At 69.2% G+C, this 22,643-nt stretch carries 21 protein-coding genes; 10 read left to right on the top strand and 11 right to left on the bottom strand.

All coding sequences use genetic code 11. The features are described 5' to 3' along the window. Positions 1–8: 8 nt before the first annotated feature. A complete protein-coding gene (locus ACVCL9_RS13425) occupies positions 9–641 on the bottom strand; it encodes a ParA family protein (protein WP_395120670.1) in 633 nt (210 codons plus the stop codon). 140 nt (positions 642–781) lie between these two features. Then, positions 782–1,822, bottom strand: coding sequence for a hypothetical protein (locus ACVCL9_RS13420; protein ID WP_447097761.1), 1,041 nt, complete (start codon positions 1,820–1,822; stop codon positions 782–784). Between the two features lie 154 nt (positions 1,823–1,976). Between ACVCL9_RS13420 and ACVCL9_RS13415 the strand changes: the two genes are divergently transcribed. After that, the gene (locus ACVCL9_RS13415; protein WP_395120667.1) at positions 1,977–2,171 is read left to right on the top strand and encodes an antitermination protein NusB; all 195 of its coding nucleotides are present in this window, start codon (positions 1,977–1,979) and stop codon (positions 2,169–2,171) included. Between the two features lie 128 nt (positions 2,172–2,299). Here ACVCL9_RS13415 and speE read toward each other — a convergent pair whose 3' ends face one another. Further along, a complete protein-coding gene (speE, locus tag ACVCL9_RS13410) occupies positions 2,300–3,169 on the bottom strand; it encodes a polyamine aminopropyltransferase (RefSeq protein ID WP_447097762.1) in 870 nt (289 codons plus the stop codon). Between the two features lie 268 nt (positions 3,170–3,437). Here speE and speA point away from each other — a divergent pair, with 268 nt between their 5' ends. The 3 genes from speA (at position 3,438) to ACVCL9_RS13395 (ending at position 7,402) form a co-directional block, all read left to right on the top strand. Beyond that, positions 3,438–5,327: an arginine decarboxylase gene (speA, locus tag ACVCL9_RS13405; RefSeq protein WP_447097763.1), complete on the top strand. Its 1,890-nt coding sequence runs from the start codon at positions 3,438–3,440 to the stop codon at positions 5,325–5,327. A 123-nt stretch (positions 5,328–5,450) separates the two neighbouring features. Continuing rightward, positions 5,451–6,236: a 3-hydroxybutyrate dehydrogenase gene (locus ACVCL9_RS13400; RefSeq protein ID WP_395120664.1), complete on the top strand. Its 786-nt coding sequence runs from the start codon at positions 5,451–5,453 to the stop codon at positions 6,234–6,236. After that, on the top strand, positions 6,233–7,402 hold the full coding sequence (locus ACVCL9_RS13395) for a DUF3734 domain-containing protein (RefSeq protein WP_447097764.1): 1,170 nt from the start codon (positions 6,233–6,235) through the stop codon (positions 7,400–7,402). Before ACVCL9_RS13400 ends, ACVCL9_RS13395 begins: the two co-directional genes overlap by 4 nt. 12 nt (positions 7,403–7,414) lie before the next feature. Here the strand turns inward: ACVCL9_RS13395 and ACVCL9_RS13390 are convergent, their stop codons facing one another. The 4 genes from ACVCL9_RS13390 to radC form a co-directional block, all read right to left on the bottom strand. Then, on the bottom strand, positions 7,415–8,170 hold the full coding sequence (locus ACVCL9_RS13390; protein ID WP_447097765.1) for an SDR family NAD(P)-dependent oxidoreductase: 756 nt from the start codon (positions 8,168–8,170) through the stop codon (positions 7,415–7,417). A 4-nt stretch (positions 8,171–8,174) separates the two neighbouring features. Then, entirely contained in the window at positions 8,175–8,852 is a 678-nt protein-coding gene (locus ACVCL9_RS13385) for an SPOR domain-containing protein (protein ID WP_447097766.1), read from the bottom strand. Further along, positions 8,852–10,564: an arginine--tRNA ligase gene (gene argS / locus ACVCL9_RS13380; RefSeq protein WP_395120659.1), complete on the bottom strand. Its 1,713-nt coding sequence runs from the start codon at positions 10,562–10,564 to the stop codon at positions 8,852–8,854. The genes ACVCL9_RS13385 and argS overlap by 1 nt, the downstream gene beginning before the upstream one ends. 423 nt (positions 10,565–10,987) lie before the next feature. Continuing rightward, positions 10,988–11,659 (bottom strand): RadC family protein, encoded by a 672-nt coding sequence (gene radC, locus ACVCL9_RS13375; protein ID WP_395120658.1) that lies wholly within the window; start codon positions 11,657–11,659, stop codon positions 10,988–10,990. 97 nt (positions 11,660–11,756) lie between these two features. Between radC and coaBC the strand changes: the two genes are divergently transcribed. From coaBC to ACVCL9_RS13360, 3 genes are all read left to right on the top strand, one after another. Then, a complete protein-coding gene (gene coaBC / locus ACVCL9_RS13370; RefSeq protein ID WP_447097767.1) occupies positions 11,757–12,962 on the top strand; it encodes a bifunctional phosphopantothenoylcysteine decarboxylase/phosphopantothenate--cysteine ligase CoaBC in 1,206 nt (401 codons plus the stop codon). Beyond that, positions 12,959–13,417 (top strand): dUTP diphosphatase, encoded by a 459-nt coding sequence (dut, locus tag ACVCL9_RS13365; protein WP_447097768.1) that lies wholly within the window; start codon positions 12,959–12,961, stop codon positions 13,415–13,417. The genes coaBC and dut overlap by 4 nt, the downstream gene beginning before the upstream one ends. A gap of 71 nt (positions 13,418–13,488) precedes the next feature. Beyond that, a complete protein-coding gene (locus tag ACVCL9_RS13360) occupies positions 13,489–15,828 on the top strand; it encodes a phosphomannomutase/phosphoglucomutase (RefSeq protein WP_447097769.1) in 2,340 nt (779 codons plus the stop codon). 42 nt (positions 15,829–15,870) lie between these two features. On the opposite strand, the gene ACVCL9_RS13355 is transcribed toward ACVCL9_RS13360, so the two are convergent. Together ACVCL9_RS13355 and pyrE are read right to left on the bottom strand one after the other, a co-directional pair. Further along, the gene (locus ACVCL9_RS13355) at positions 15,871–16,512 is read right to left on the bottom strand and encodes a DUF4124 domain-containing protein (RefSeq protein ID WP_447097770.1); all 642 of its coding nucleotides are present in this window, start codon (positions 16,510–16,512) and stop codon (positions 15,871–15,873) included. A 126-nt stretch (positions 16,513–16,638) separates the two neighbouring features. Next, entirely contained in the window at positions 16,639–17,286 is a 648-nt protein-coding gene (gene pyrE / locus ACVCL9_RS13350) for an orotate phosphoribosyltransferase (RefSeq protein ID WP_395120653.1), read from the bottom strand. A gap of 101 nt (positions 17,287–17,387) precedes the next feature. Between pyrE and ACVCL9_RS13345 the strand changes: the two genes are divergently transcribed. The 3 genes from ACVCL9_RS13345 (at position 17,388) to ACVCL9_RS13335 (ending at position 19,936) form a co-directional block, all read left to right on the top strand. Further along, on the top strand, positions 17,388–18,158 hold the full coding sequence (locus tag ACVCL9_RS13345; RefSeq protein ID WP_447097771.1) for an exodeoxyribonuclease III: 771 nt from the start codon (positions 17,388–17,390) through the stop codon (positions 18,156–18,158). Further along, entirely contained in the window at positions 18,148–19,452 is a 1,305-nt protein-coding gene (locus ACVCL9_RS13340) for an AmpG family muropeptide MFS transporter (RefSeq protein ID WP_447097772.1), read from the top strand. Before ACVCL9_RS13345 ends, ACVCL9_RS13340 begins: the two co-directional genes overlap by 11 nt. 181 nt (positions 19,453–19,633) lie before the next feature. After that, positions 19,634–19,936, top strand: coding sequence for a hypothetical protein (locus ACVCL9_RS13335; protein WP_447097773.1), 303 nt, complete (start codon positions 19,634–19,636; stop codon positions 19,934–19,936). Here the strand turns inward: ACVCL9_RS13335 and ACVCL9_RS13330 are convergent. Then, entirely contained in the window at positions 19,906–21,039 is a 1,134-nt protein-coding gene (locus tag ACVCL9_RS13330; RefSeq protein ID WP_447099509.1) for an anhydro-N-acetylmuramic acid kinase, read from the bottom strand. The two genes, ACVCL9_RS13335 and ACVCL9_RS13330, sit on opposite strands and share 31 nt — an antisense overlap. Positions 21,040–21,052: 13 nt before the next feature. Next, positions 21,053–22,498 carry an OapA family protein gene (locus ACVCL9_RS13325; protein WP_447097774.1) on the bottom strand — a complete coding sequence of 482 codons (1,446 nt, stop codon included), beginning with the start codon at positions 22,496–22,498 and terminating at the stop codon, positions 21,053–21,055. Positions 22,499–22,643 lie beyond the last annotated feature (145 nt).

Here is a 22,643-nt window from a genome sequence, read left to right as displayed (position 1 = left end):
GGCCGCTGTCAGGACTGGCGCTTGATCCAGCGCAGCAGGGGTTTCCAGTCCTCCTGGTGGCTGCGCACCTGCTCGCTGTGGTAGTCGAAGATGCCCTTGCCCAGCGCGGCCAGCAGCACGTAGGCCTGGCTGTCGCGCAACTGCGCCACGATCGGGAACGGCGACTGCTCGGCGAGCTGGGTCAGCGCATCCTGGCTGGCGTGCGTCCACGGCTTGAGCCGGTTGGCCACCAGCCCCACCGGCAGCTTGCCGCGGTGGATGCGGTTGATCGCGCGCAGCTCCTCGGTGAAGGCCAGCGTGGCGTCGAGGTCGAACGAGGAGGGCAGCACCGGCACCAGCAGCACGTCGGCCTGGTCGAGATAGGGTTCCAGCTCGCGCTCGCGCGCGCCGGCGGGGGTGTCGATGAGCAGTTGCGCGGTGTCCGACGGCAGTTTCGCCAGCGAGCGGCGGCCGCCTTCGAGCGCCAGCACGCCGGGGACGTTCTCCGGCCGGCGCGCGGCCCAGCGGAAGCTGGAACCTTGCCGGTCGGCGTCGACGATGGCGCTGTGCTGCCCTGCCTGGGCCCAGTGCGACGCCAGTTGCGTCACCAGCGTGCTCTTGCCGCACCCGCCCTTGCTGCTCGCCACCAGCGTCGTAAGCATCGGATCGCCCCTGCCACGGAAGGTGGGTCCAGCCTAACGGGCGGGGCGGCAATGGGGAATAGGCGGGGAATAGGGAATGGGGAATAGGGAATCGGAAGAGCGGCTTGCGACCGGGCTGGTGCTTGTCGCTTCGGCTGTGGCTATTCCCTATTCCCTATTCCCGGTTCTCGATCCGCCGCAGGCGGATCGAGCGCAATGCCCGCATCGCGCAGGGCGGCCGCCTGCAGGCTCATCTCGGTGCCGCCGTTGCGGGCCAGCGACAGCAGGTGGCGGGCGAGGGGGGTGTCGTCCTGCACTTTGGCCAGCAGCTGGTTGAAGCTGCGCACTTGCCAGACCAGGCGGCGGCGGGCGTCTTTGGCGGCCTGGGCCGCGGCCGGGTCGTCGGCCAGCACCTCGGCCAGGTGCAGGCCGAGTGAGCGGGCCAGGGGGCTGGAGCCCCACTGCAGCAGCTTGGCCAGATTGAGGCAGTCCGCCTTGATCGAGGCATCCTCGCCGGCGTTCTCGCACAACTTGGCCACCAGCTGCAGGCTCGGCTGCGGTTGGGCGCTGGCGAGGCCGAAGATCAGCACGGTCTGCATGCCGACCGCGCCGGCGGCGTGGTTCGGGTCCAGCGCGGCGGCCGGCGGCGGCAGCACGCCGACCGAATCGGCCAACGCCTGCAGACTGATCCCGGCGTAGTCGTCGTACAGCTTGGCGGCGGCGGCGCGACGCAGGTCTTCGCGGGCGTCGTCCTGTTTGTGGTCGCGCGCGTCGGCGCCCAGCTTGACCAGCCACACGGCGGCGTTGTCCGGCGCCTGCGTGAGCAAGGCATCCAGCGCGGCAGCGTTGGGGCAGTTGCCGGCCTTGGCCTCGCAATCGGCCAGCCGCGCCCAGTTCACCGCCGAGCCTGCGCCTTCGGCGGCGGCGGCGCGCTCGATCAGGGCGTGGAAGCTGTTGCCCGGCGGCTGGTTGAACAATGGCCGCGCCAGCAGCGCGGCACCGAGCAGCGGCATCGCATCGGCGCGCGGCGCCAGCACGCTGACCAGGTCGCGCTGGAAGGCCAGCTGCGCCTGGTCGCGCGCCTGCGCCGCCCTGGACGTCGTCGCCGCGGGTTTCGCGGCGGGCGGCGCCTTGGCCGCCAGCACCGGCGCGGCGAACAGCAGCCACACGCAACTCACGGCAACGCAGCGCATTCCAGGCATCGTGAACTTCCCTCGGCGGCAAAGGCGCCAGCATAGCGAGTGCAGATTAAGCTCGCCTGATCGACGCGCCGCTCGCCGGTCGGCGGGGCGGCCAGGCTTGTTAGGATGCCTGTTCGGGCGCAGGACGACGCCACCCATCGCTCGGGAGAGTGTCGTGAATCATTTTTCGTTGTGGACCGATGGCGCCCCATGGTTTGTCGGCTGGGGCACGCTGGCCTTGATCAACGCGGCGCTGGCGCAGGGCAAGAACCGCAGCGGGCTGCTGTGGTTCCTGCTCTCGCTGCTGCTCGGCCCGCTCGCCACCTTGCTGCTGGTGCTGCTGCCGAAGGTGCGGTCGAAGATGTTTTAGTTGCAGGGAATAGGGAATGGGGAATAGGGAATGGGGAATAGGGAATAGGGAATAGGGAATAGGGAATAGAAGAGCAACGACGGGCGGCTCTTTACTATTCCCCATTCCCTATTCCCCATTCCCGGCTTTCAGTCCCCCAGCGCCTCGCGCATGAATTCCGGCTGGGCCAGGGCGGCCTTGTGGATTTCGGCGTTGTAGTAGCGGGTGGGAAATTTCTTGGCTGAAGCGCCGCGTTCGCGGAAGCCGGACAGGTCGCCGCCCTTGCGCGCCATGGTGCAGCTCCACCAGCCGGTGGGGTAGCACGGTTGCGGGAACGGCAGCGTCTTCACCGCGGCGAAGCCGGTGGTGCGCATCGCCGAACGCATCGAGCGGATCAGGTCCAGGTGGGCCAGCGGCGATTCGCTCTGCTGCACCAGCAGGCCGCCGTGGCGCAGCGCCTTGTAGCAGCTGGCGTAGAACGCGGCGTTGAACAGGCCTTCCGCCGGGCCCACCGGGTCGGTCGAGTCGACGATGACCAGATCCACCGACTCCGGCTCGCACTCGGCCATGTACTTGATGCCGTCGATGAACAGCAGCTCGGCGCGCGGATCGGCGTTGGCCTCGCACAGCTCGGGGAAATACTGTTCGGCCAGGCGCGTCACGCGCTCGTCGATCTCCACCTGCACGGCGTGCTCGACTTCCTCGTGGCGCAGCACTTCGCGCAGCGTGCCGCAATCGCCGCCGCCGATGATCACCACGCGCTTGGCGCGCGCGTGGGTGAACAGCGCCGGGTGGGTCATCATCTCGTGGTAGAAGAAGTTGTCGCGGCTGGTCAGCATCACGCAGCCATCGATCACCATCAGGTTGCCCCAGTCGGTGGTCTTGTGGATCTCGATGGACTGGAATGGGGTCTTCTCCGCGTGCAGCAGTTGCTCGGTGCGAAAGCCGATGGACGAACCGGACGCCTGGTGCGCCTCGGTGAACCAGTGGGCTTCGGTGAGGGGGGCGGGCTGCGACATGGGATGGTTCCGCGAAGCGTGGGCAAAGAAGGTCGATTGTACCGGCAACGGCGGCTGACGTCCCGGCCGCGGCCGCCGTGCAGGGCGGCGCGCGGCCATTACAATGGTGGCCCGGCCAGCCGTCGCGAGGGCGTGACGAAGGCCGGGCAAGCCCATCCGGCCCCGCGGCGTGCGAGGCTTCCGGCCGGCCGGCTTTCCGCTCCATCGAGCAACCTCGTCAAGGCTCGCCGCTGCGACATCCCCTGCTACGTTTCCCGAGGGAGGCCCCATGTCGAAGCCCTGGACCATTGCCACTGCCCGCCACACCTATGCCGTGCCCTACTGGAGCGACGGCTACGCCGACATCGATGCCGCCGGCAACCTGCTGATGCACCCGCGCGGCGCCGAGGGCCCGGCGCTGGCGCTGCCGGCGATCGTCGACCGCGCCTGCGCCGAGGGCCTGCGATTGCCGCTGCTGGTGCGTTTCCCGGACATCCTCGCCGACCGTCTCGCGCAGCTGCAGGGCGCCTTCGCCCGCGCCATCGCCGAGCACGACTACGCCGGAGGCTACACCGCGATCTATCCGATCAAGGTCAACCAGCAGCGCAGCGTGGCGGGCGAGCTGGTCGCCGCCGGCACCCAGGGCTTCGGCCTGGAAGCGGGCTCCAAGCCCGAGCTGATGGCGGTGCTGGCGATGGCGCGGCCCGGTTCCATCGTGATCTGCAACGGCTACAAGGACCGCGAGTACATCCGCCTTGCGCTGATCGGCAAGAAGCTCGGCCTGCGCGTGCACATCGTGATCGAGAAGCTGTCCGAACTCGACCACGTGTTCAGCGAGGCGAAGGCGCTGGGCGTGGAGCCGCTGCTCGGCGTGCGCGTGCGACTGGCCTCGATCGGCGCCGGCAAGTGGCAGAACACCGGCGGCGACAAGGGCAAGTTCGGACTGTCGCCGCAGCAGGTGCTGCGGCTGATCGAGCGGCTCGATGCGGCAGGCCTGAAGCACACGCTGAAGCTGCAGCACTTCCACATGGGCTCGCAGATCTCCAACGTGCGCGACATCGCCAACGGCATGCGCGAGGCCACCCGCTACTTCGTCGAACTCTCGCACATGGGCGTGCCGCTGGAGATCGTCGACGTCGGCGGCGGCCTGGGTGTGGATTACGAAGGCACCCGCTCGCGCAGCCACAACTCGATCAACTACTCGCTGGAACAGTACGCCGCCACCATCGTGCAGTCGCTGGCCGAGGCGGTGAGCGCCGAGGGCCTGGCCGCGCCGCACATCCTCACCGAGGCAGGCCGGGCGATGACCGCGCACCACGCGGTGATGGTGGTCAACGTGACCGAGGTCGAGCAGGTGCCGGCCGGCAGCATGCCGTCGCCGCGCGGGGACGAGCCGGTGGTGCTGCGCCACCTGCGCGAGGTCCACGCGGCGCTGGACGAGCGCCCGCCGCTGGAGCTGTTCCACGAGGCCCAGCATCACCTGGCCGAAGGGCAATCGCTGTACGCGCTGGGCCAGCTGTCGCTGGCCGACCGCGCGCGACTGGACGAGATGTTCTACGCCATCGCCAATGCCGTGCGCGGGCGCCTGCTGCCGGCCGAGCGCGCGCACCGACAGGTGCTGGACGAGCTGGACGAGAAGCTGGTGGACAAGTACTTCACCAACTTCTCGGTATTCGAATCGATCCCCGACGTGTGGGCGATCGACCAGGTGTTCCCGATCATGCCGATCGCCCGGCTCGACGAGGAGCCGACCCGGCGCGGCGTGATCGTCGACCTCACCTGCGATTCGGACGGCCGCATTGACCACTATGTGGAGGCTGACGGCGTCGACGTCAGCCTGCCGCTGCATGCGTTGAAGGACGGCGAGAGCTATCGGCTGGGCATCTTCATGGTCGGCGCCTACCAGGAGACCCTGGGCGACATCCACAACCTGTTCGGCGATACCGACGCGGTCAACGTGCGCGTCGAGGGCGACGGCTACGTGTTCGCCAACAAGCGTCGCGGCGACACCACCGACCTGATGCTCGACTACGTCGGCTACGACCTGGAGGCCTTGCGCGCCAGCTACCGCGCGCGCATTGCCGACGCGGGCGTCGCCGGCGACGAGGCGGCGCGCCTGTACGATGCGCTTGATGCCGGCCTCACCGCCTACACCTACCTCGCCGAAGACACCCACTGATCGCAGGAGCCCGCTCGCGGGCGATGCTCTCGCAAATTCCGAATACCGGCGCCGAGAGCACCGCCCGCAAGCGGGCTCCAGCATGACCCGTTCCATCCAGTTCCAGTCGCAGAGGAGCAACGCATGAGCAGTCTCAACGGCAAGGTCGCCCTGATCACGGGCGCGGCCAGCGGCCTCGGCAAGGCGATCGCCGAGCTGTACGCGAAGAACGGCGCCAGCGTGGCGATCGCCGACATCAACCAGCAAGCTGCCGATGCGGTGGCGGCGGAGATCAACGCCGCCGGCGGCAAGGCGCTCGGCGTGGCGATGGACGTCACCAGCGAGGAGGCGGTCAACGCCGGCACGGACAAGGTGGTGGCGGCATTTGGCCATCTGGACATCCTGATCTCCAACGCCGGCGTGCAGATCATCAATCCGATCGACCAGTTCGCCTTCGCCGACTGGAAGAAGATGCTGGCGATCCATCTCGACGGCGGCTTCCTCACCACCAAGGCCGCGCTCAAGCACATGTACCAGGGCGACCGCGGCGGCATCGTGATCTACATGGGCTCGGTGCACTCGCACGAAGCCTCGAAGCTGAAGGCGCCCTACGTCACCGCCAAGCACGGCCTGCTCGGGCTGGCCCGCACGCTGGCGAAAGAGGGTGCGCCGCACAACGTGCGCTCGCACGTGATCTGCCCGGGCTTCGTGCGTACGCCGCTGGTCGAGAAGCAGATCCCCGAGCAGGCCAGGGAGCTCGGCATCACGGAAGACGAGGTGATCAGGAACGTGATGCTGAAGGACACCGTCGACGCGACCTTCACCACGGTGGAGGACATCGCGCAGACCGCGCTGTACCTGGCCACCTTCCCCTCCGCCGCGCTGACCGGCCAGTCGATCGTGGTCAGCCACGGCTGGTTCATGCAGTGACCACGCCGTCGCTGGCGGAAACGGTAGCCCGCGACTACCGCACCGTCGCGCTGGTGTTGCAGGGCGGCGGCGCACTCGGCGCCTACCAGGCCGGCGTGTTCGAGGCGCTGGACGAGGCCGGCCTGCAGCCGAACCGGCTGGCCGGCATCTCGATCGGCGCGTTGAACGCGGCGGTCATCGCCGGCAACGCGCCCGAGCGGCGGGTGGAACGGCTGCGCGAATTCTGGGAGGCGATCTGCCGCTCGCCGCTGTGGCCGGACGTGCCGGCGCTGCCGTGGTTCGATGCGGTGGCGTGGCCGACGGCATGGCTCAACGGCATGAGCGGCCTGGCCGCCTGGCGCGCGATGACCGAGGGCCAGGCCGGCTTCTTCCACCCGCGCCAGCCGCCGCCGTTCCTGGGCGGGCACGCCACGCCGGGCAGCGTGAGCTGGTACGACACGAAGCCGCTGCGCGCCACGCTGGAGCGGTTGGTCGATTTCGACCGCCTCAACGATGCGCGCACGATGCGCGTGGCGGTCGGCGCGGTGAACGTGCGCAGCGGCAACTTCGCCTATTTCGACAATCGCCGCGAGCGCCTGCGCCCCGAGCACTTCATGGCTTCCGGCGCGTTGCCGCCGGGCTTTCCCGCGGTGGAGATCGACGGCGAGTTCTACTGGGACGGCGGCATGGTCTCCAACACGCCGCTTTACGAGGTGCTCAGCGAACGCCCCGGTTGCGACACGCTGGTGTTCCAGGTCGACCTGTGGAGCGCCCGCGGCACGCTGCCGCGCGATCTTGCCGACGTGGCCGAGCGCAGCAAGGAGATCCAGTACTCCAGCCGCACCCGGCTGGTCACCGAGTTCATGCGCCGCATGCAGGAGCAGCGCCGCCTGCTGCACGACGTGATGGCGCTGGTGCCGGCCGAGCGGCGCGGCGACCCGGCGTACCGCCATGCCGAGGCACGCGCGGCGGAGGCGTTGACCAACGTGATCCACCTGATCTACCAGGACCGGCCCCACGAAGGCCACTTCAAGGACTACGAATTCAGCGCCACCAGCATGCGCAGCCACTGGCAGGGCGGCCTGGACGACATGCGCCACACCCTGGCGCATCCGCAGTGGCTTGCCGCCCCCGACCCCGGACATCCGTTCGTGACGCACGACGTGCATCGCGGCGAGGCGGGCTGAGCGGGTTCAGCCTCAGCTGTCGCGCGCCACCTGCAGCCCGGCTGCCGACTGGCTGACCGGCATCAGCTCGATGCGGTTGATGTTGAGGTGCGGCGGCAGGTTGGCGATCCACCAGATGGTGTCGGCGATGTCGGTCGCGGTGATCGGGTGGGCGCCGGCGTAGAGCTGGTCGGAGGCGGCCTGGTCGCCGCCGGTGCGCACCAGGGTGAATTCGGTCTCGGCCATGCCCGGTTCGATCGAGGTCACGCGCACGCCGCTGCCGTGCAGGTCGGTGCGCAGGTTCTGCGAGAACTGGGTGACGAAGGCCTTGCTGGCGCCGTACACGTTGCCGCCGCGGTAGGCGTAGCTGCCGGAGATCGAGCTGATGTTGACGATGGCGCCGCGGCGTTCGATCAGCTGCGGCAGCAGCAGGTGCGTGATCGTGGCCAGCGCGGTGACGTTGGTGTCGATCATCTGCTTCCACTGCGCCAGCTCGGCTTGCTGCGCGGGCGCGGTGCCCAGCGCCAGGCCGGCGTTGTTGACCAGCAGGTCGATGCCGGCGAACGACGGCGGCAGGGCGGCGTGGGCGGCGCGCATGGCCGCTTCGTCGCGCATGTCGAAGGCGGCCGCATGCACGCGCTCGGCGCCGTGGCGGTCCACCAGCTGCCGCAATCGTTCGGCCCGGCGGCCGCTGGCGATCACCCGCCAACCGCCGGCGACGAAGCGCTCGACGGTGGCGGCACCGAAACCGGCGGTGGCACCGGTGATCCAGGCGATCTTGCCGTTCATGCGATTACTTGCCTTCTTTCAGGGCGATCGCCGGGATGCCGGCGGCGGCGAGTTTCTGCTTGGTCGATTCCAGCTCGGTGGCCGAGCGGAACGGCCCCAGCCGTACGCGGTGGTAGGTCTGCCCGCCGACATTCACCGTCTGCACGTTGGCGACGAAGCCCTGCAGGGCCAGCTTGGCCTTTTGTGCTTCGGCGGTGGCGGGGTCGGGGAACGCGCCCACCTGCAGCAGGTAGCCGTTGCCGCCGCTGGCCGGTTCCACCGCCTCGGCCGGCGCGGCGGTGACGTTCTGCACGGCCACGCCGGGTGTGCTGGCGGGCGTCGTCGCCGGTGCCGGCGTGGCGGCCTGCTGCTGCTCGGCCTTGGCCTGCGCGCTGATCTCGGCGTCGGGGATGCGCACTTCCTTCTCCGACAGCACCGAGTAGAAGTCGTACTGCGGCTTCTTCGGCGTGCTTTCGCCGGGGGCCGGTTCCAGCACGCCCGGCTCGCTGCCGCGCTGGGCGGTGGCCTGCGGGTTGGCCTGCGGTCCGGTCGGCGTGCGCAGGTTGGTGAACAGGCTGCCGCGCATCACGATCGCCATCAGGATCGCGCCGGCGAGGACGCCGATCACCGCGTAACCCCAGCCCGGGAATCCGTTGCGGCCGTTGCGTACGGCCTGCCGGCCCCTGCCCTTGCGTGCTGCCATTACATCTTCTCCGGGGCGCTGAGGCCCAGCAAATCCAGTCCGTTCTTCAGTACCTGGCGCGTGGCGACCACCAGCGCCAGCCGCGCGTTGCGCAGGCTCGCATCCTCGACCAGGAACTGGTGCGAGTTGTAGTAGGTGTGGAACGCGTTGGCCAGTTCGCGCAGCCAGCCGGCGATCAGGTGCGGCTCCAGGTTGGCCGTCGCCGCTTCGACCTGTTCGGGGTATTTCGACAGCTCGGTGAGCAGGATCTGCTCGTGCTCGTTGTCCAGCCGGTCCAGGTGCGCAAGGCCGTCGGCGAGGTCGAAGGCAAAGCCTTTCTCCGGCGCCTGGCGCAGCACGCTGCAGACGCGGGCATGCGCGTACTGGATGTAGTAGACCGGGTTGTCGTTGGACTGCGAGCGGGCCAGGTCGACGTCGAACACCAACTGCGAATCGCTCTTGCGCGCGATCAGGAAGTAGCGCGTGGCGTCCTTGCCGACTTCGTCGATCAGGTCGCGCAAGGTGACGTAGCTGCCGGCGCGCTTGGAGATCTTCACCTCCTCGCCGCCCTTCATCACGGTGACCATCTGGTGCAGCACGTATTCCGGCCAGCCCTTGGGGATGCCGCAATCGAGCGCCTGCAGGCCGGCCTTCACCCGCGCCAGCGAACCGTGGTGGTCCGAGCCCAGCTCGGTGATCGCGCGCTGGTAGCCGCGCTGCCACTTGCTCAGGTGGTAGGCCACGTCGGGCAGGAAGTAGGTGTAGGTGCCGTCGGACTTGCGCATCACGCGGTCCTTGTCGTCACCGAACGCGGTGGTGCGCAGCCACAGCGCGCCGCCTTCCTCGTAGGTGTGACCGTGGGCGATCAGCTCGCGCACGGTTTCCTCGACCTTGCCGTCGCTGTACAGCGAGGACTCCAGGAAATAGGTGTCGAAGCCGACGCCGAATGCCTGCAGGTCCAGGTCCTGCTCGCGGCGCAGGCTGGCTACGGCGAAGCGGCGGATCGCGTCGAGGTCGTCGACGTCGCCGGCCGCGACGACCGTCTCGCCGTCGGCCACCACCGATTCGCGATCGAGGTAGGCGCGCGCCACGTCGGCGATGTAGTCGCCGCGGTAGCCGTTGTCGGGCCAGCTGCTGTCTTCGGGCGTGATGCCGCGCGCGCGCGCCTGCACCGACACGGCCAGGTTGGCGATCTGCACGCCGGCATCGTTGTAGTAGTACTCGCGCTTGACGTTCCAGCCGCTGGCGTCGAGCAGGCGGCTCAGGCAGTCGCCGATCGCCGCGGCGCGGCCGTGGCCCACGTGCAGCGGGCCGGTCGGGTTGGCCGAGACGAATTCCACGCCGACGGTCCTGCCGCCGCCGCTGGCATTGCGGCCGTAGGCGTTGCCCTCGGCCATGATCCGGCGCACTTCGGCGTGATAGGCGCCGGCGGCGAGGAAGAAGTTGATGAAGCCGGGGCCGGCGATCTCGACTTTTTCCACCAGCGGGTTGGCCGGCAGTGCGGCGACCAGTTTTTCGGCCAGCTCGCGTGGCTTGGCGCGCGCCGCCCCTTCGACAGGGCTCAGGACATGCTTGGCCAGCAGCATCGCCGCGTTGCAGGCGAAATCGCCATGCTCGCGGCTGCGCGCGCGCTCGATCACGAAGTCGGGGATGGCCAGCTCGGCCGGCAGGGTCGCGTCGTGCTGCAGGGCGTGGATGGCCTGCAACACCAGGTTGCGCAGCTGTGCTTTCACGGGTGGGATCGGTTTCGTGATGGAACCGGCAATTCTAACAGACCGGCGCGCGCACGCCGGCGGCGAAGGCCGTGCCGGACGCGGGGTGGTCTCGTGTTGCACCGCGTCGAGGCGTCCTGTGGATAACTCTGTGGGGAAATTCGCCGGCGGGGAACGCGCCGAGGCAGCGGCTGGCTGGTCTTTGTCAAGTCGCAAGAAATTATCAAGCAAAATCATTATGTTGAAGCAGCAACTTTGCGCAAGACTGGCGATTGCGACGGCAACCGGTTGTCGTTGCATTTTGTGCATAAGTTTCGACCACTTGGCGGCCGCTTCTGTGCGCGCGAACAGGTTGGCGCACGGTGTGCCGCAGCGCGGCAGAGCCGGCTTGTCGGGCGAAGGTGGGGAGATGCGCGCCGCAGCGGCGGCCCGGTACGGACGCGTTCAGAGCAGGCCGCGGGCGGCCATCGACACCGGCTCGCCGTGGCCGATCACCAGGTGGTCGAGCACGCGCACGCCGACCAGGTGCAGGGCATCACGCAGTTCGTGGGTGATCGCGCGGTCGGCGGCACTGGGTTCGGCCACGCCGGAGGGGTGGTTGTGGGCGAAGATCACCGCGCAGGCGTTGTGATGCAGACAGGCGCGCACCACTTCGCGCGGGTGCACGCTGGCGCCGTCGACGGTGCCGCGGAACAGCTCCTCGAAGGCCAGCACGCGATGGCGGTTGTCCAGGTACAGGCAGCCGAACACTTCGTAGGGCAGGTGGCGCAGGCGGGCCCGCAGGTAGTCGCCGCTGTCGCGCGGGTTGCCCAGGCTGGGCCGCTCCTGCAGCTGCTCGGCCAGGCTGCGCCGGGCCAGTTCCAGCGCCGCAGCGATCCGCGCGCGCTTGGCCGGACCCAGCCCGCCGGCGCGGATCTGCTGCTCCGGCCGGCCCAGCAAGGCGGCCACGCCGCCCGCGTTGGCGAGCAGTTCGCGGCCCAGCGCGATGGCGTCCTTGCCGCGGCTGCCGCTGCCCAGCAGCACGGCCAGCAGCTCCGCGTCGGACAGCGCGGCGCTCCCGCGGGCCAGCAGTTTTTCGCGGGGTCGTTCGCCTTCGGGCCAGTCGCGGATGCTCATGCGTGCCAGCTTGGCGAAGGGGGTCGCCGGCAGGCAGCAGTGGTGCGGATTGAATCCGGTAAGCTAAGCGTCTGCCCGACTGTCAGGCCCGCCTTACATGAGCCTCGCCCAACGCCGCATCCTGCTGGGAGTGACCGGCGGCATCGCCGCCTACAAGAGTTGCGAACTGGTCCGCCGCCTGCGCGAGCAGGGCGCCGAGGTGCGCGTGGTGATGACCGCAGGGGCCGAGCATTTCGTCGGCGCGGCCACGTTCCAGGCGCTCTCCGGCCAGCCGGTGCGCAGCAGCCTGTGGGATGCGCACGCCGAGGCGGCGATGGGTCACATCGAGCTGGCGCGCTGGGCCGAGCGCATTCTGGTGGCGCCGGCCAGCGCCGACACCATCGCCCGGCTCGCCCATGGCCATGCCGATGACCTGCTCAGCACGCTGTGCCTGGCCAGCGCCGCACCGCTGTACCTGGCGCCGGCGATGAACCAGCAGATGTGGGCGCACCCGGCGGTGCAGGCGAACCTGGTGCTGCTGCGCCAGCGTGGCGTGCAGGTGCTGGGGCCGGCGGCCGGCGAGCAGGCCTGCGGCGACATGGGCTCCGGCCGCATGCTGGAGCCGCACGAATTGCGCGACGCGCTGGCTGCCTCGTTCGGCAACGGCGCGCTGGCCGGGTTGCAGGTGGTGGTCAGCGCCGGTCCGACCTACGAGGACATCGACCCGGTGCGCTTCATCGGCAACCGCAGCTCCGGCCGGATGGGTTTCGCGGTGGCCGCGGCCGCGGCGGAGGCGGGCGCCACGGTGAGCCTGGTGGCCGGCCCGGTGAGCCTGGCCACGCCCGTCGGGGTGGCGCGGCGCATCGACGTGCGCAGCGCCGCGCAAATGCAGGCCGCCGTGCTCGAGGCCAGTCGCGCTGCGGACATCTACATCGGCGCGTCGGCGGTGGGCGATTATCGGCCGGCCAGCGTCTCGGCGCTGAAGCTGAAAAAGAGCGCGGGCGCGCCGCTCTCGCTGCAGCTGGAAGAGAACCCCGACATCCTGGCCAGCCTGGCCGCGCAGAGCGGGCACCCGTTCCTGGTCGGATTCGCCGCGGAGACGCATGATGTGGCCAGTTACGCGCGCGGCAAATTGCGCAGCAAGGGGCTGGACATGATCGCGGCGAACCAGGTCGGCGACGGACTCGGTTTCGAGGTCGCCGAGAACGCATTGACGCTGTACTGGGCCGATGGCGAGCTGGCCTTGCCGCGCGCCGCCAAGAGCGAACTGGCGCGCCAGCTCATCGCGCAAGTGGCCGAACGCTACCGGGCGACGCGCGGATGACGCTCGACGTCGAATTGAAGATCCTCGACCCGCGCCTGGGCGACAGCATTCCGCTGCCGCATGCCGCCACCCCCGGCAGCGCCGGCATGGACCTGCGTGCGGCACTGGAGCAGCCGCTGACCCTGGCACCCGGCGCAAGTGCGCTGGTGCCCAGCGGCATCGCCATTCACATCGGCGATCCGCAATGGTGCGCCTTGATCGTTCCGCGCTCCGGGTTGGGCCACAAGCACGGCCTGGTGATGGGCAACCTGGTCGGCGTGATCGACGCCGACTACCAGGGCCCGCTGATGATTTCGTGCTGGAACCGCGGCGACGCTCCGTACACCATCGCGGTCGGCGACCGCATCGCGCAGTTGCTGCTGGTGCCGGTGGCGCAGGCGCGGCTGCAGATCGTCAATGAATTCACGCCCAGCGAACGCGGCGCCGGAGGCTTCGGCTCCACCGGTATCCGATAGCATGGGCACGGAAACTCGGCGCGACCCGGAGCGGTCGCGCCACCGCGCAGTTTCAGCCGTGGGGGCAGAGCATGGCACCAAAAATCGCGAAGCGGCGGCTGGCCCGGCCTGAGGTCGACTGGTCGGCCGTGCTGCCGCTGGCCGGCGGCACCTTGCTGCTGCTGCTGGGCCTGTTCTGTGCCTGGCAGACCTGGCTGATCGCCGACGAGCATCACGCCGACGAACGGGTCCATGCCGCTCAGGCGCAGGCGGTCAAGGCGGTTGCCGACGAGGTCGCACGCCAGCGCGGTGCGGTGGAGAAGGCGCTGGCGCTGGTCGACCCGGCGACGGTGCTGAACGACCCGGCGCAGTCGATCGCCACCTTGCGCCTGCGCCTGCCGCAGGCGCAGCAGCTGGACATCTACAGCGGCGACCTCAAGGAAGTGCTGCGCGCCAACTACCGCGAGTTCGGCTATGCCAAGGCGGCGCAGCTGATGGCCGCGCAGACGGCGGAGGGCGCGCCGCCGGTGCAGAGCGTCTACTACGGCAACGGCGACCGCCGGCTGAGCATGGTCGTGCCGCTGGGTGCGCCCGATCAGACCCAGGCGTGGGTGTGGGTGGAACTGCCGTTTGCCGGGGTCCAGCGGGCTTTCGACGCAATCCCGCCGGCCGGCGGTCGGCTCGATCTGCGCCAGGGAGACGAGCCGGGCAGCGTGCAGTTGTTCTCCAACGGCAGTGCCTCGGCGCAGACCGGCGACAACAGCGTGGCCGTGCCCGGCACCGCGTTCCGCGTGGGCGCCGGGCTGCCCGATGCGTTCATCGTGCTGCCGCATTCGTGGTGGTTGAGCGCGCTGCTGAGCCTGTTGGGGCTGGGCGGAGCCGGCTATCTGCTGTGGCTGCGCGGGCGTCGCCAGGCTTCGTCGGCGCCGCCGGCCGAAGAGGAGCCGCTGGTGGCCGAGGTCGCGCTGCCGCGCCCGCGCGCGCGCGCGCCGTCGACCCCCGCTCCGGCCACTGCGCGTCCCGCGGCCGCGCCGGCCGAACCCGCCACGGTGCCGGTGGACCCGAGCATCTTCCGCGCCTACGACGTGCGCGGCGTGGTCGGCAAGACACTGGACCGCAACGTGGCCAGGCTGCTGGGCCGGGCGATCGGCGCGGTGATGGTCGAGCGCGGCCTGCGCGAGATCGTGGTCGGCCGCGATGGCCGGGTTTCCGGTCCCGAACTGGCCGGCGCGCTGGCCGACGGCCTGCGCGAGGCCGACGTCGACGTGATCGACCTGGGCGCGGTGCCCACGCCGGTGGTGTATTTCGCCGCGTACCGGTTCAACACCGGCTGCGGCGTGGCGGTCACCGGCAGCCACAATCCGCCGGACTACAACGGCTTCAAGATCGTGATCGGCGGCGAGACGCTGGCCGAGGGCGCGATCCAGGACCTGTACCAGCGCATCGCCGGCGGCGCGTTGAGCCAGGATGGTCACGGCGGCCTGCGCCAGGTCGACGTGGCCCCGGACTACATCGAGAAAATCGTCTCCGACGTGCTCGCCGAGCGCCCGCTGAAGGTGGTGGTCGATTGCGGCAACGGCATTCCCGGCGCGATCGCGCCGCAGGTGCTCGAAGGCGTCGGCTGCGAGGTGGTCCCGCTGTACTGCGATGTCGACGGCAGCTTCCCGAACCACCATCCCGATCCGTCCGATCCGGCCAACCTGCAGGACCTGATCCACGCCGTGCGCCAGACCGGAGCGGACCTCGGCCTCGCCTTCGACGGCGACGGCGATCGCCTGGGCGTGGTCTCCCGCGCCGGCGAGATCATCTATCCGGATCGCCTGCTGATGCTGTTCGCGCGCGACGTGCTGTCGCGCCAGCCCGGCGGCACGGTGATCTACGACGTCAAGTGCACCAGCCACCTGAAGGCGCAGATCCTGGACGCCGGCGGCAGTCCGTTGATGTGGCGCACCGGGCATTCGCTGATCAAGGCCAAGATGCGCGAGACCGGCGCCGAGCTGGCCGGCGAGATGAGCGGGCACTTCTTCTTCAAGGAGCGCTGGTACGGTTTCGACGACGGCATCTATGCCGCCGCTCGGCTGCTGGAGATCCTCGCCGGCGACCTCCACGGGCGCAGCCCGGAGGAGATCTTCGCCACCCTGCCCAAGAGCATCTCCACTCCCGAGCTGAAGGTCGCGCTGGCCGAAGGCGAGCATTACCGCTTCATGGACCGGCTGCGCGAGCGCGCCAGCTTCGAGGACGCCTCGGTGATCGGTATCGACGGTCTGCGCGTGGACTGGCCGGACGGCTGGGGACTGGTGCGCGCGTCCAACACCACGCCGGTGCTGGTGCTGCGTTTCGAGGCCGACACCGAGGCGGCGCTCAAGCGCATCCAGCAGGTGTTCCGCCGGCAGATGCTGGCGGTCGATCCTGCCCTGAAACTGCCGTTCTGAGGATGGCGGGCCGGGACGCGGACCGCGTCGGCCCGAGCCAGACTACTGCGAAGCCTTGTCCTGCTCGGCTTTCAGCTCGCGGTAGCGGGCCAGCTGCTTGACCTGCTCCTGCACCGTCTGCGTGCGCAGGGTCTGCTGGCGCTGCAAGGTGGCGCGCAGGCCGGTGACGACGTTGCGCTGCGCGGCGACGCTGTCGGTGAGGAATTTCGGCACCGGCTTCTTGGCGTTCTCGATCTCCGCGGCGCGGGCCAGCAGATCGGTCAGCGCCTTCTCCTGGCTGCGCAGGTTGATCCGGGTGGTGCGGATCTGCTGGTCGACCGTGTCCAGCGTCTGCTGCAGCGAGATCTTGTACGACTCCTCGTCCGGGTAGGCGTTGAGCATCTGCGCCTCGGCGGTGGCCACTTCCTGCGCCGCGCGCTGTCTGGCCGCCTCGGCCTCGGCCAGCTTGGCCGCCGCGGCGCGCTCCTCGGGGTTGAGCTGGCGCGACACGTGGCGCACCACCATGCCGCGATCGTTGACCAGGTCGTAGCCGTACTTCATCGCGTCGGCGGTGAGGCTGTCGCTGTAATGCACCAGGCCCTGGTTGTCATACCACTTGTAGCGCACGCTGCCAGCGTTCTGGGCGAACGCGGCAAGGCTCGCGCCCATCGCTACGGCAGCCAGAATGAGCAGTGATTTGCGCATGGGTTCTCCTGTTGGCCCGAGTATAGCTGGCTCCGCCATGCTGGCCGGTTGCCCGCGGCGCTGCTGTGATGGGGTTGGCCGGAGTCTATTGGCCGGTGCATGAACCGGTGGCGCATGCCGCGCCGGTCAGCGGGGTACGCCGTACCGGGCGCGGTAGTCCAGCAATCGCGCGTGTTCGGCAGCCAGTTGCGGCTGCGCGCCGGCATACTCCAGCACGTCGTCCAGGCAGGTGATGGCGATGACCGGGATGCCGTGCTCGGCGGCGACTTCCTGCGCGGCGGAGCGTTCGCCCTGGCCGCGCTCCTGGCGATCCAGCGCAATGAGCACGCCGGCCGGCGTGGCGCCGTGGGCGCGGATCAGCGCCAGCGACTCGCGCACCGCGGTGCCGGCGGTCATCACGTCGTCGACGATCAGCACGCGCCCGGCCAGCGGCGCGCCGACCAGGCTGCCGCCCTCGCCGTGATCCTTGGCCTCCTTGCGGTTGTAGGCCCATGGCAGGTCGCGCCCGTGCTGTTCGGCCAGCGCGATGGCGGTGGCCGCGGCCAGCGCGATGCCCTTGTAGGCCGGGCCGAACAGCATGTCGACCTCGATCCCCGCCTCGACCAGGGCGGCGGCGTACGCGCGGCCGAGTCGCGCCAGCGCGGCGCCTGAATCGATCCGGCCCATGTTGAAGAAGTACGGGCTCTGCCGGCCGGACTTCAGCGTGAACTCGCCGAAGCGCAGCACCTGCCGGCGCAGGGTGAGTTCGATGAAGTCGCGTTGGTAGTCGTGCACGGTCGGTCTCGCTGGCATGGCGGCGGTGCGCGCATGGTACACGCGCCGGTGCCGCCGGCCGGGGTTGTTATGATCGCCCGATCTGTCGACCGGGAGTACCCATGCGCATCATCAGCCTCAACGCCAACGGCATCCGCTCGGCCGGCAGCAAGGGCGTATTCGAGTGGCTGCGCGCGCAGAACGCGGACGTGGTCTGCCTGCAGGAGACCAAGGCCCAGGAAGACCAGCTCACGGACGCGAGGTTCCGCCCCGACGGCCATCACTGCTTCTACCGCGACGCCACCAGCAAGAAGGGCTACAGCGGCGTGGCGATCTACGCCCGGCGCGAGCCCGACCAGGTGCTGACCGAGCTGGGCTGGGACGAGTTCGACAACGAGGGCCGCTATATCGAGGCGCGCTTCGGCAACCTCAGCGTGGTCTCGTTGTACTTTCCGTCCGGTTCGTCCGGCGACGAGCGCCAGCAGTTCAAGTTCAAGGCGATGGAATGGATCACGCCGATCTTCGACGCGTGGCTGAAAAGCGGCCGCGACTACGTGATCTGTGGCGACTGGAACATCGTGCACACGAAGAACGACATCAAGAACTGGAGCTCCAACCAGAAGAACTCCGGCTGCCTGCCGGAGGAACGCGCGTGGCTGGACCTGCTGTTCCACCAGCGCGGCTGGGTCGACAGCTTCCGCGCACTCAAGCCCGACGCGGTCGAATACACCTGGTGGTCGAACCGGGGCCAGGCGCGGGCGAACAACGTGGGGTGGCGGATCGACTACCAGGTGGTCACCCCTTCGCTGCGCGATCGCCTGCGTGCGTGCTCGATCTACCGCGACCAGCGTTTTTCCGACCACGCGCCGTACACGGTCGACTATGTCGACTGAAGCAACGGCGCGACGGCCGGCGAAGCCGTCGGTGTGGCATGCGTTCACCCAGCCGGCGGCGTGGACGATGTGCCTGTTCGGCTTCTCCTCCGGCCTGCCGTTCCTGCTGGTGGCCGGCACGCTGGCGTACTGGCTGAAGGAGAACGGCATCGAGCTGGCCGACATCACGATGATCGCCAGCGCGGGCATGACCTACGCATTCAAGTTCCTCTGGGCACCGCTGCTCGACCACGGGCACATCCCGGGCTTCGCGCGCCTGGGCCAGCGGCGAGGCTGGCTGCTGTTCGCCCAATTGGGCGTGGTGGCCGGGCTGCTCGCGATGGCGGCGCTGACGCCGCAGCATCTGGCGGCGTTCGTGGCGGCCACGCTGGCGGTGGCGTTCTTCGGCGCCACGCAGGACATCGCCGTCGATGCGTATCGCATCGAGATCGCGCCGGTCGAGGACCAGGGCGCGCTGGTGGCGACCTATTCGCTGGGCTATCGCATCGGGCTGCTGGTGGCCGGCGCGGTGGCCCTGATCCTGGCCGACCACATCGCCTGGCGCGTGGTCTACCTGATGATGGCGCTGGCGATGCTGCTGCCGATCGTCACCACGCTGGTGGCGCGCGAGCCGACGGTGCTGCGCGTGCGTGCCGCGCGCTGGCGCGACGCGATGCGCGAGAGCGTGATCGATCCGTTCGCCGACTTCTTCCGGCGCTACGGCTGGGCACTGGCCGGCGTGACCTTGCTGTTCCTGCTGCTGTTCAAGATGCCCGAACAGGCCACCATCGGCGGCATCATGAGCCCGTTCTACCGCGACATGGGCTTCTCCAAGACCGAGATCGGCACGATCACCAAGATCTACGGCATCTGGATCGGCATCGTCGGCGTGTTCGTCGGCGGCGCCATGGTGGCGCGCTGGGGCGCGTGGCGGCCGCTGGGCGTCACCATCGTGCTGTGCGGCTGCAGCAACCTCATGTACCTGCTGCTGATCGCGCACCCGGGCAATCTGGCCATGCTGACCCTGGTGATCTCGGTGGAGAACCTCACCCTGGGCATGCTGGGGCCGCCGACGGTGGCGTTCCTGTCCTCGCTGGTCAACCAGCAGCACACCGCGACGCAGTACGCCTTGCTGAGTTCGCTGGTCAACCTGCCGGGCAAGCTGCTCGGCTTCTTTGCCGGCGGCATCGCCATGACGGCGGGCTACGGCGCCTACTTCGTGCTCACCGTGCTGGCGGTGATCCCGGCGATGCTGCTGTTCGCCGGATTGTGGCGACGTTTTCGCGGATTCGAGCGCGCGCGGGCGGTGACCTGAAAGATTGTGGCCGTTCCATGCGAGCGGGTCCGGATCTGCAGCGGCCCACAGTGGCGCGGGTCACAGCGCAACTGCCAAGTCAGCCACGGAAATCGCCACGGCGCGGCACCGGTGCATCGCGGATGTGCAAACATCCCCGGCACAGGGGCAGGTGCTGCAGGGAGTGACGCTTGTGCCGGACATGATCGTTCATCACATCGATGGCCTGCTGGCCGAACGCATCGCGGCGCTGGCCAAGCTGCGCCAGTGTCCGGTCAACGACGTGATGCTGGACGCGCTGCGCGTCGGCCTCGGCATGTCGGTGGCGCACCGATACAGCGAAAGCCTGCGCGATCCGCACGCCCTGGCCGTACTCGATGGTCACTGGGAAGCCGACGAGCGCGGCGCGTTCCAGGAGGCGTTGCTGGCGCTGGCCCGCACGCGGCCGACCCAACTGGCGCCGGAGAGCATCCGTTACGACGTGCCGGGTGCCGGCGCGGAATAGACCGCCCCGAGTACCCGCGGTCCGCGCGCGCCGGTCACGGCCGGCAGGTTGCCGGGCAGTTGCAGCAGGCGTTGGCGCGCCAGCCAGGCAAATGCGGTCGCTTCGAGAAAGTCCGGGTCGACACCGCAGCTGGCGGTGCTGTCCAGCCGGCGTGGGGCCAGCGTCTCGCCCAGGCGCTGCATCAGCCGCTCATTGTGCACGCCGCCGCCGCAGGCCAGCACCTCCGTCGCTTCCGGCGCATGCTGCATCACGGCTGCGGTGACGCTGCGCACGGTCAGCTCCAGCAGCGTCGCCTGCACGTCGGCGGGTGCCAGCATGGCCAGCGGCGCGCGGGTGGCCAGCCAGTCCAGATGAAAGTATTCGCGTCCGGTGCTTTTGGGCGGCGGCAGCGCAAAGTACGGATCGGCCAGCAGGGCGTCGAGCAGCTCGGGCACGACCCGGCCGTCGGCGGCAAAGGCTCCGCCGCGATCGAACGGTTCGCCCCGATGACGCAGGCACCACGCGTCGAGCAGGCCGTTGGCCGGCCCGGTGTCGAAGCCGCGCACACCGCCGTCGGCCGCGAGCACAGTGAGGTTGGCGATGCCGCCGAGGTTGAGCACGGCGCGCGTAAGCCCGGGCACGCCCAGCAGCATGGCATGCACCGCCGGCAGCAGCGGCGCGCCCTGGCCGCCGGCGGCGACGTCGGCGCGGCGGAAGTCGGCGACCACCTCGATGCGGCAGCGCTCGGCGATCACGCTGGGGTCGCCCAGCTGCAAGGTGAAGGGGTGCTCGCCGCCGGGCCGGTGGCGCAAGGTTTGTCCATGCGAACCGATGGCGCGCACCGCCGCGGCCGTCGTGCCGGCGCGATCGAGCAAGTGCAAGGCGGCCTCGGCGAACTGCTGCCCGATTTCAACGTCGAGCCGGCCCCAGTCGTCCAGGTCGAGCGCGGCCTCGCCTTGCGCCACTGCCAGCATGCGTTCGCGCAAGGCATGCGGCCACGGATGGGCATGGCAGGCAAGGGTGTGCGGCTTGCCTTCGCGAAAACGCACCAGCACCGCATCGATGCTGTCGGCGCTGGTGCCGGAAATCAGCCCGATGTAGAGCGCCGAGTCGTCTTCAGCCACGCGCAAGGGCAGCTCAGTTGTCGTGATTGGCGGGAGCGTTGGCGCGGGCCAGCTTGATCCGGTTGTCCAGCTCGGTCAGCCGGGCCAGCTGCGGCTTGACCACCTGCGACTCGAAGCGGGCCAGCTGGGCGGCGGGCAGCGGTTCGGGCTTGGGCAGGGTCACCGTCTGCGGGTTGCGCTGCACGCCGTTGACGCGGAACTCGTAGTGCAGGTGCGGGCCGGTGGCCAGCCCGGTCATGCCGACGTAGCCGATCACCTCGCCCTGGCGCACCCGCTCGCCCACGTGCTGGCCCTTCACGAACCGCGACATGTGGCCGTACGCGGTGCTGATGGTCTTGTTGTGCTGGATCACCACGAAGTTGCCGTAACCGCGCTCCCAGCCGTGGTACTTGATCACGCCGTCGCCGGCGGCGTGGATCGGCGTGCCGCTGGGGGCCGCGTAGTCGACGCCCTTGTGCGCGCGCATGCGGCCGAGGATCGGGTGCATGCGGGCGGAGGAAAACTGGGACGAGATCCGGGTGAAATCGACCGGGATGCGCAGGAAGGATTTCTGGATCGGACGTCCATCTTCGCTGAACCAGCCGTAGTTGCCGTCGGCCTTCTTGAATCGGTAAGCGGTGTAGCGCTTGCCCTGGTTGACGAATTCGGCAGCCACGATGTCGCCCTGGCCGTAGCGCACGCCATCACGGTAGATGTCGTCGTAGATCATGGTGAAGCTGTCGCCCACGCGCAGGTCCTGCACGAAGTCGATGTCGTATTTGAACAGGTCGGCCAGCTTGCCGATCATCGCCGCGTTCACCCCGGCCTGGTCACCGGCGGCATACAGGCTGCTGCGAATCACGCCGTGCGCCACCTGCTCGCGTCGGTCGATGTCGCGCGGCTGCAAGGCCAGCGTGGGTTGTGCGCCGTCGAAGCGGATGACGGCGCGGTTGGCGGCATCCGGATCGAAACGGAAGCCCTTCAGGCTGCCGTCGCTGCCGAGCAGGAAATCGAACTCCTCGCCCGGACGGATGCTGTGCAGGGCCTCCTTGTGGTTGCCCGCGGTGTCCATCACCTTCTGCAGGTCGCTCATGCCCAGGCCATGGGCGGTGAAGATGTCGGAAAGGGTCTGTCCCGGCTGCACCCGCACCACCTGCCAGTCATCGACGGTGGACACCGGCGTCTGGACCAGGTCGGCCTTGGGCAGGGCCAGCGGCAACAGCGTGTGCGCCACGGGTGCGGGCGCCGGACGCATCGCGTTGGCCCACGACGGCATGATGAAGCCGGACAACAAGGTGATCAGCAGCGCTGTGCCGGCAAGCATCCAGTGTTCGCGGTGCCAGCGGATCGGTTCGACATCGCTCGACCGGTTGAACGACCAGTGCGCGCAACGTTCGTAGAAGCGACAGTGAAGACGCTGTGCCTTGCGGCATATGGCCTGCTTGCGCGCCTGCAGCGCGCCCATGTTCTCTTCGGCCATGCCGTGTTCACCCCGTACCGCTCAAGCAAAAACTCGGCGTACCATAACGGCGATGTGCAGAGAGCGTCAATGCCTTTGCCATCAATGGTTTGCGATCCATTCCTGATTAACGCACAATTAACTTTCGCCGCACGCAGCGAATGGC

This window comes from Rhodanobacter sp. UC4438_H5 (genome assembly GCF_052978405.1).
Note: the sequence above shows the minus strand (reverse complement) of the source record. Positions and strands in the feature narration are given on the sequence as shown.

Coding starts and splice junctions, on each gene's coding strand:
- ACVCL9_RS13420 (WP_447097761.1), bottom strand. CDS start 1,822: ATGCCTGGAATGCGCTGCGTTGCCGTGAGTTGCGTGTGGCTGCTGTTC.
- ACVCL9_RS13390 (WP_447097765.1), bottom strand. CDS start 8,170: ATGAACGGCAAGATCGCCTGGATCACCGGTGCCACCGCCGGTTTCGGT.
- ACVCL9_RS13345 (WP_447097771.1), top strand. CDS start 17,388: ATGCGCATCATCAGCCTCAACGCCAACGGCATCCGCTCGGCCGGCAGC.
- ACVCL9_RS13385 (WP_447097766.1), bottom strand. CDS start 8,852: ATGGCAGCACGCAAGGGCAGGGGCCGGCAGGCCGTACGCAACGGCCGC.
- ACVCL9_RS13400 (WP_395120664.1), top strand. CDS start 5,451: ATGAGCAGTCTCAACGGCAAGGTCGCCCTGATCACGGGCGCGGCCAGC.
- ACVCL9_RS13335 (WP_447097773.1), top strand. CDS start 19,634: ATGATCGTTCATCACATCGATGGCCTGCTGGCCGAACGCATCGCGGCG.
- ACVCL9_RS13340 (WP_447097772.1), top strand. CDS start 18,148: ATGTCGACTGAAGCAACGGCGCGACGGCCGGCGAAGCCGTCGGTGTGG.
- ACVCL9_RS13355 (WP_447097770.1), bottom strand. CDS start 16,512: ATGCGCAAATCACTGCTCATTCTGGCTGCCGTAGCGATGGGCGCGAGC.
- ACVCL9_RS13325 (WP_447097774.1), bottom strand. CDS start 22,498: ATGGCCGAAGAGAACATGGGCGCGCTGCAGGCGCGCAAGCAGGCCATA.
- coaBC (WP_447097767.1), top strand. CDS start 11,757: ATGAGCCTCGCCCAACGCCGCATCCTGCTGGGAGTGACCGGCGGCATC.
- speA (WP_447097763.1), top strand. CDS start 3,438: ATGTCGAAGCCCTGGACCATTGCCACTGCCCGCCACACCTATGCCGTG.
- ACVCL9_RS13360 (WP_447097769.1), top strand. CDS start 13,489: ATGGCACCAAAAATCGCGAAGCGGCGGCTGGCCCGGCCTGAGGTCGAC.
- ACVCL9_RS13425 (WP_395120670.1), bottom strand. CDS start 641: ATGCTTACGACGCTGGTGGCGAGCAGCAAGGGCGGGTGCGGCAAGAGC.
- radC (WP_395120658.1), bottom strand. CDS start 11,659: ATGAGCATCCGCGACTGGCCCGAAGGCGAACGACCCCGCGAAAAACTG.
- dut (WP_447097768.1), top strand. CDS start 12,959: ATGACGCTCGACGTCGAATTGAAGATCCTCGACCCGCGCCTGGGCGAC.
- speE (WP_447097762.1), bottom strand. CDS start 3,169: ATGTCGCAGCCCGCCCCCCTCACCGAAGCCCACTGGTTCACCGAGGCG.